8 protein-coding genes are annotated in these 5,673 nt (G+C 65.0%); 2 read left to right on the forward strand and 6 right to left on the reverse strand.

Annotated elements, in window-relative coordinates; genetic code table 11:
* Nucleotides 1-260: 260 nt before the first annotated feature.
* The 3 genes from NG696_RS00085 to NG696_RS00095 form a co-directional block, all read right to left on the reverse strand.
* The gene (locus NG696_RS00085) at nucleotides 261-1,430 is read right to left on the reverse strand and encodes a luciferase domain-containing protein (RefSeq protein WP_252563209.1); all 1,170 of its coding nucleotides are present in this window, start codon (nucleotides 1,428-1,430) and stop codon (nucleotides 261-263) included.
* Entirely contained in the window at nucleotides 1,427-1,951 is a 525-nt protein-coding gene (locus NG696_RS00090; protein WP_252573460.1) for a VOC family protein, read from the reverse strand. Before NG696_RS00090 ends, NG696_RS00085 begins: the two co-directional genes overlap by 4 nt.
* A gap of 113 nt (nucleotides 1,952-2,064) precedes the next feature.
* Nucleotides 2,065-2,640, reverse strand: coding sequence for an NADPH-dependent F420 reductase (locus NG696_RS00095; RefSeq protein WP_252563204.1), 576 nt, complete (start codon nucleotides 2,638-2,640; stop codon nucleotides 2,065-2,067).
* Between the two features lie 102 nt (nucleotides 2,641-2,742).
* Between NG696_RS00095 and NG696_RS00100 the strand changes: the two genes are divergently transcribed.
* Together NG696_RS00100 and NG696_RS00105 are read left to right on the forward strand one after the other, a co-directional pair.
* Entirely contained in the window at nucleotides 2,743-3,240 is a 498-nt protein-coding gene (locus NG696_RS00100; RefSeq protein WP_252563201.1) for a MarR family winged helix-turn-helix transcriptional regulator, read from the forward strand.
* A gap of 162 nt (nucleotides 3,241-3,402) precedes the next feature.
* Complete coding sequence (locus tag NG696_RS00105; protein WP_252573462.1) at nucleotides 3,403-3,855, forward strand: DoxX family protein; 453 nt, start codon at nucleotides 3,403-3,405, stop codon at nucleotides 3,853-3,855.
* Between the two features lie 151 nt (nucleotides 3,856-4,006).
* Here the strand turns inward: NG696_RS00105 and NG696_RS00110 are convergent, their stop codons facing one another.
* The 3 genes from NG696_RS00110 to NG696_RS00120 form a co-directional block, all read right to left on the reverse strand.
* Nucleotides 4,007-4,576 (reverse strand): adenylate kinase, encoded by a 570-nt coding sequence (locus NG696_RS00110; RefSeq protein ID WP_252573466.1) that lies wholly within the window; start codon nucleotides 4,574-4,576, stop codon nucleotides 4,007-4,009.
* Between the two features lie 26 nt (nucleotides 4,577-4,602).
* Entirely contained in the window at nucleotides 4,603-5,352 is a 750-nt protein-coding gene (locus NG696_RS00115) for a maleylpyruvate isomerase family mycothiol-dependent enzyme (RefSeq protein ID WP_252573463.1), read from the reverse strand.
* Nucleotides 5,352-5,673, reverse strand: a 322-nt coding sequence (locus tag NG696_RS00120; protein ID WP_252573464.1) for a fumarylacetoacetate hydrolase family protein, incomplete at its 5' end; no start/stop codon positions are given. The genes NG696_RS00120 and NG696_RS00115, both read right to left, overlap by 1 nt.

Raw genomic sequence — 5,673 nt, forward strand, 5'->3', positions numbered from 1 at the left:
CAGCGCGCGCAAATACGTTGGTGTGCAACACACTATTTTCTCACGGGAGCCCACGCTCAAACAGGCCCGGTCTGAGCCGGCGAACAAGAACTGGCCCGCAGCCAGCTCAAGGGCCGGTGCGCTACATCCCGCTTCAAATGCAACTTCCAGGCGGCGCGGATACGAGGGCGCTGCATCTTTCGCAGACCGTGCGAACTGCCATACGCCAAAGCTAAAGGCACGGGAGCCATGGCGGCCTGCGGACTTGGCTCCGCGGCACGTCAGGCGCTCCCGTCGCTGGCCCGGAACGAGGTACTGGCGTAGGCGAAGCTGGCTTGGACGATGCCGGTGACGATGTCGAGTTCGGTCGCATTCCGTGGCCCGTAGATCATAACCATCCCGCGGGCGAGGCGGATGCCCGCGAGGGGGTGGGCGACGGCCCATCCCTTGGCGATTGCGTCGCGGCTCAGCGCCAGCGGCAGTGCCAGATGCAGAGAACCGTCGTAGTCGGGGTGAAGGTGTGCGAACTCGCCAACTTGTGGCACGAGGAACGCATCAAGCGGCGCCCCCGGCCCCCGTTCGACCATGAAGCCAGATGCGCCGGGTACGGAGATGGCTGACTGACGGGCGGTTACCCCTGGCAAGGCCGTGATGCTGCTGAGGAGTTGCTCTCGGATATTGAGGGGGCTGTTGTCGGAGCGTTGCTCCTGGGGAATCGACCAGGAAACGTCGGGCCGGGAACCTTGGCGGGCCGGAAGCTCCCCGCCGGGAAGGGTATCCCACCCGCCGGGCCCGGAGGGCAGAATTCTGCGGAGGGCGAGGAACTGCAGCCGCTCTGCGATCCAGCCGCCGAGCTCGGCAACGGTGGTGTTGGTGAGCCCGTGGCCGCCGGGGTCGCGGCGTGCGTAGCTGGGGGCGCCGGAATCGCCGAGCAGGTAGGTCCAGGTGCGGTCCAGCAGTTCGCGGGGGATGACTGTGTCCGTTTCGCCCTGGGCTATAAAGACCGGCACTCCGGCCAGGCGCGCAGGTGAGGTTGGGACGCCGGCGTCGAACGGTAACGTTCCGTACAGGATTGCAGCGCCGGCGAAGCGCTGCGGATCGGCCAGAAGCAGACCACCGGCGAACGCGGCGCCGCCGCTGAAGCCAACGAGTATGACCTGGCGGCCCGCGGGTGCCGCTTGGTCGAGCCACTCCCGGAACCAAGCCATGGTCTGAGTGAGGGACTCCGCGACCGGACGGCCGATTCCGCGGTTGGCGAACCAGGCGTATCCGCCTCCGGCGGGGATCGGTGCGCGGACGGCTGCGTACGATGGTCCGGTTGGCAGGTGTCCGGCTAGGCCAATGATGCCGGTCTCGTCGGCGCCGCGTCCGTGCAATAGGACCACAAGGGGACGGTCGGGGGCGTCAGGGCTGTGCCAGACGACTGTAGGTTTGCCGAAATCGTCATTCATGAGTTGTCCTCCTCAGCGCTGGCTGTGGCGATGCGGCCGGCGGTGGGCACGCCGGACCATCGGGCCAGTTCGGCGTCGAGCTCCAGCGGCTCGACGGGAGCGGCGTTCTCATACTCGCCCCGATGCTGCCGGGGAAGCATCCACATAAGTTCGAACTCGTTGCCGTCCGGATCTGCGCCGTAGACGCTCTTGGTGGCGCCACGGCTGGACTGACCGGTGTATGCGCCAGCGTCCGTCAAGGTCCTGCGGGCCTCGGCGAGCTCCTCGATGGTGTCCAGCTGCCACGCGAGGTGGTAGAGCCCGACGCCGCCACGCACCTTAGGCGCCGCGGCGGCGCCTACGCCGAAGAGGCCGAGGTCGTGGTGGTTGCCGGAGCGGGGCAGCCGCAGGAATGCAGCGTTCGCAGCCGGTTCGCGGGCGACCACTTCCATGCTGAAGACGTGGGTGTAGAAGCGCTCGGCCCGGTCAAGGTCGGTGACGAATAGTACGGCGTGGTTCAGCCGGACGGGGGAGACTGGCATCGGAGGTAATTCTTTCTCTGTTTGGGGCCATGAGCGTGCCTCGGGAGCCGGCCAGAATGAAGGCAGGGCGGCTCCCGGTGATGCGATGCTGCGGGGTTGGGCTGACCGTTGGGTCATGCCTGGACGGCGAATCCTCCAGTCCAAGAGATCTTCTCGCTGGCGGCCAGAGCGATCTGAAGGAAGCCCTTTGCCTCCAGCTCACGTGCCCGCCGCAGTGAGCCGGCATCAATGGCGCGCAGGCCGCCGGCCGTGATGACCTCGGCGAGCCGGGACTTCGCGTCAGTGTCGTCCCCGGCGATCAGCACGGTGGTGGGCTGCCCGGCGATCTCGCCCGCGGCCAGGGTGGCTGCGAAGGTGGTGTTGAAGGCCTTCACCACGCTGGAGTTCGGAAGCGCGGCCTGGATCCCGGCAGTGGCCGAGGAATCAGCCGGCACGGTCAGGGAGTCGAAGGTTTCAAAGTTCAACGGGTTGGTGATGTCCACGATGATCTTGCCGGCGAGCTGGTCAGCACGCTGGGCCAGGATCTCCTGCACGGCGGGGTAGGGAACGGCCAGGACGACAATCTCACCGGTGACCGTCTGGGCAGTGTCCTCGCTGCCGAGGACCTGGACGGTGTTGCCGCCTTTTTCAACGATGCCGGCTATGGCCGTGCCCATGTTGCCTGTTCCGAGGATGCTTACAGTGGTCATTACGGTCTCCTTCGTTTCGAACCCTGGTTGGTTGAGGCTTCAACTAAATAGTAGCGGCTAAAGTTAGTTGTCGCAACAACCAACTTCGGAGAGAATGGAGCCATGGAAACGAACTGGCTTACAAGAGACGAATTGGCTGCCTGGGTGCGGCTGTATACGGTTGTCGAGCTGCTGCCCAATGTGTTGGACTCCCAGCTGCGCCGTGACGCGGACCTGACCAGTTTTGAGTACTACGTGCTCGCGATGCTCTCCGAAGCCCCTGATCGGACCCTGCGCATGACCGCCCTGGCGGCCCAGACCAGCGCCACGCTGCCCCGCCTGTCCCACGTCGTCAAGCGGCTCGAGGCGCGCGGCCTAATGGAGCGCTTTCCTTGCCCCGAGGACCGGCGTGCAACCAACGCCCACATCACCAATGATGGATGGCGCAAAATCCTGGAAACCGCGCCGGGCCATGTGGCAAACGTCCGCAGTCACGTCATTGACGCCCTCACTCCCGAACAGCTCGGCCAGCTCCGGGGGATCGCCGATGCCCTCTTGGGGAAGCTGGATCCTGATGCGGCTATGGCGCCCCTCTATCGCCGTCATGACGTGACTGCATGAGCCCCCTCGCCAGTCCCGCTCGGAAAATACTGCGCACAGTCGACAAATTAGTTGACGCAACAACCATTGACCCTTGGAGTGGTACTTGAAACATCAACTAAACTTCCGAAGGCCGGGCTTGAACCGCCCCCTTCAGGAAGCCAAGACAAAAGGAACGATCCCATGACTTCTCCGGTCTATCCCGCTGCCACGCAGTCCAATCTCGCCCGTACAGTCCTGCGCCTGGCCGTGGGCGTTGTCTTCTTTGCCCACGGCTGGCAGAAGATCTTTGAATACACCATCCCGGGCACGCAGGCCGCTTTCGTTCAGATGGGGGTACCGGCTGCTCAGCTGGTTGCTCCCGCCATCGGCTTTCTGGAACTCCTTGGGGGCGCCGCCATCATTCTTGGCGTACTGGTCCGCCCAGTGGCCGCCCTCCTGGCACTGGACATGCTCGGAGCCCTGTTCCTGGTCCACGCGCCGGCCGGCATCTTCGCTGATAAAGGCGGATACGAACTGGTGCTCGTCCTCGCGGCCGGCGCGGCAGCCCTCGCCATCGTCGGGGCAGGCCGGTTCTCCATCGACGCCCTGGTCTTCGGCCGCAGCGAGAACCGCACCATCGCAGCCCTGGCCTAAGCAGCAGGCAGCCTCAAGACAAAGCACGGCGCCCGGAACCCGCAAAAGCGAGTGCCGGGCGCCGTTCTTGGTTACCGACTCGATCGGATGATTCTGAGCGTGTCCTCCTTGCACCATGTGGAGCCGTGAAATGAGGCATGGAGGGATTTGGCTAAACTGCCTGGGCTCCTTTGATCGCCTGCATGACGCGGTCTGTTACTTCGTCGATGCCGCCGATGCCGTCAACCTGGGTCAGGATGCCGCGTTCGGCATACTTGGCCACAACGGCCTCGGTCTGCTCGTGGTACAGGTCCAGGCGGTGGCGGATCACGGCTTCGTTGTCGTCGCTCCGGCCCGTTTCCCTGGCACGGCCCAAAAGGCGGGAGACGAGTTCCTCGTCGTCGGCCGTGAGCTGCAGGACGACGTCGAGCTTTTCTTCGCTGTTCGCGAGGATCCCGTCAAGGTAGTCCACCTGCGCCGTGGTGCGCGGGTAGCCGTCCAGGAGGAAGCCGTTTTCGACGTCGGCCTCGCTCAGGCGGTCACGGACCATCTTGTTGGTGACGCTGTCCGGAACGAAATCGCCGGCATCCATGTACTTCTTGGCCTCGACGCCCAGCGGCGTCTCACCCTTGACGTTGGCCCGGAAGATATCGCCGGTGGAGATCGCAATAACGCCGAGGCGTTCGGAGATCCGCTCCGCCTGCGTTCCCTTGCCCGAACCCGGAGGCCCAATAATTAGCATTCTCGTCATCGAAAAAGCCCTTCAGCCTAGATCCACTTGGGCGCGGCCGGGACGGTGCTGCCGACGCCCGACCCGGCAACGTGCACACCCTCAGTGCCACGGCCGGCGGCCCATTGGGCGAGGCCGGGCAGGGTTCCGGTGATGAGGGTTGGGTTCTCAGCGGTGGGGTCGCCGAACGTTAGCTCCGTGCCCGTGACTTTGACGAGCAGCCCGGCATCAGTGCCCCGGGTTTTCCAGGCTCCGGTGATGTCTTGCAGGAGCCGTTCGAGGACGGTTGCGGGGATGTCGGCGAATGTGGCGCCGTTGTCCAGGTCAACGGCGTGGGTCCAGACTTCGCGGGTGCGCATCCACACCGTTTCCTCAGCCGGAACGATCCGCCCTTGGGCGGTCTTAACTTTGTGGTGCCAGGCCTCGGCGGGCAGGTCGCGCCATTCCACGTTCAGGTGCACTGCGGAGTGGTCAAAGAGGTGCCGCAACGCAATCGGCGGCAGGGTTGCCCCGAACTCGATTTCGTGGTTGCGGGCCTCGGGGGAGGCGTACATGGGTGTCTCCACCCCTGTTGCGGCCCATTCGATGAGCCGTGCGATGGCGCGGGCGTTGTATCCGACATGTGCCACCAAGTGCCGGCGGGTCCAGCCCGGCAGCAGCGAATCCCCGTCGAGGTCCGCGTCCGAGAGCTCGTTGAGTTTCCGGGCGAAGAACGCGGTCCCGCGCCGGGCCTGGAGCAGGCCCTCGAGCAGCTCCGGGTCCGTGCTCTGGTCTTCGCGTGCGGTCATCAGGCTTCCTTGACCACGCGGTTGTTCAGCTGGCCCAGGCCCTCGATGGTGGTTACCAGGAGTTGGCCTTCCTGCAGGTACCGCTTGGGTTCCTGGGCGTGGCCCACACCGCCCGGGGTACCGGTTGCAATGACGTCGCCCGGGTTCAGGGTGATGATCGCGGAGATGTAGGAGACCAGGAATTCGGGCGTGAAGACCAGGTCGCTGGTGGGGGTCTGCTGTTGGATTTCCCCGTCCACGGCGCTGGTCATCAGCGGGCCGGCGGTGAATTCGTCCTGCGTGACCAGGGCGGGTCCGAACGGGGTGGACTTCTCCCACGTT

Origin of the sequence: Pseudarthrobacter cellobiosi (genome assembly GCF_023913755.1) — a bacterium.
Lineage (GTDB): Bacteria > Actinomycetota > Actinomycetes > Actinomycetales > Micrococcaceae > Arthrobacter > Arthrobacter cellobiosi.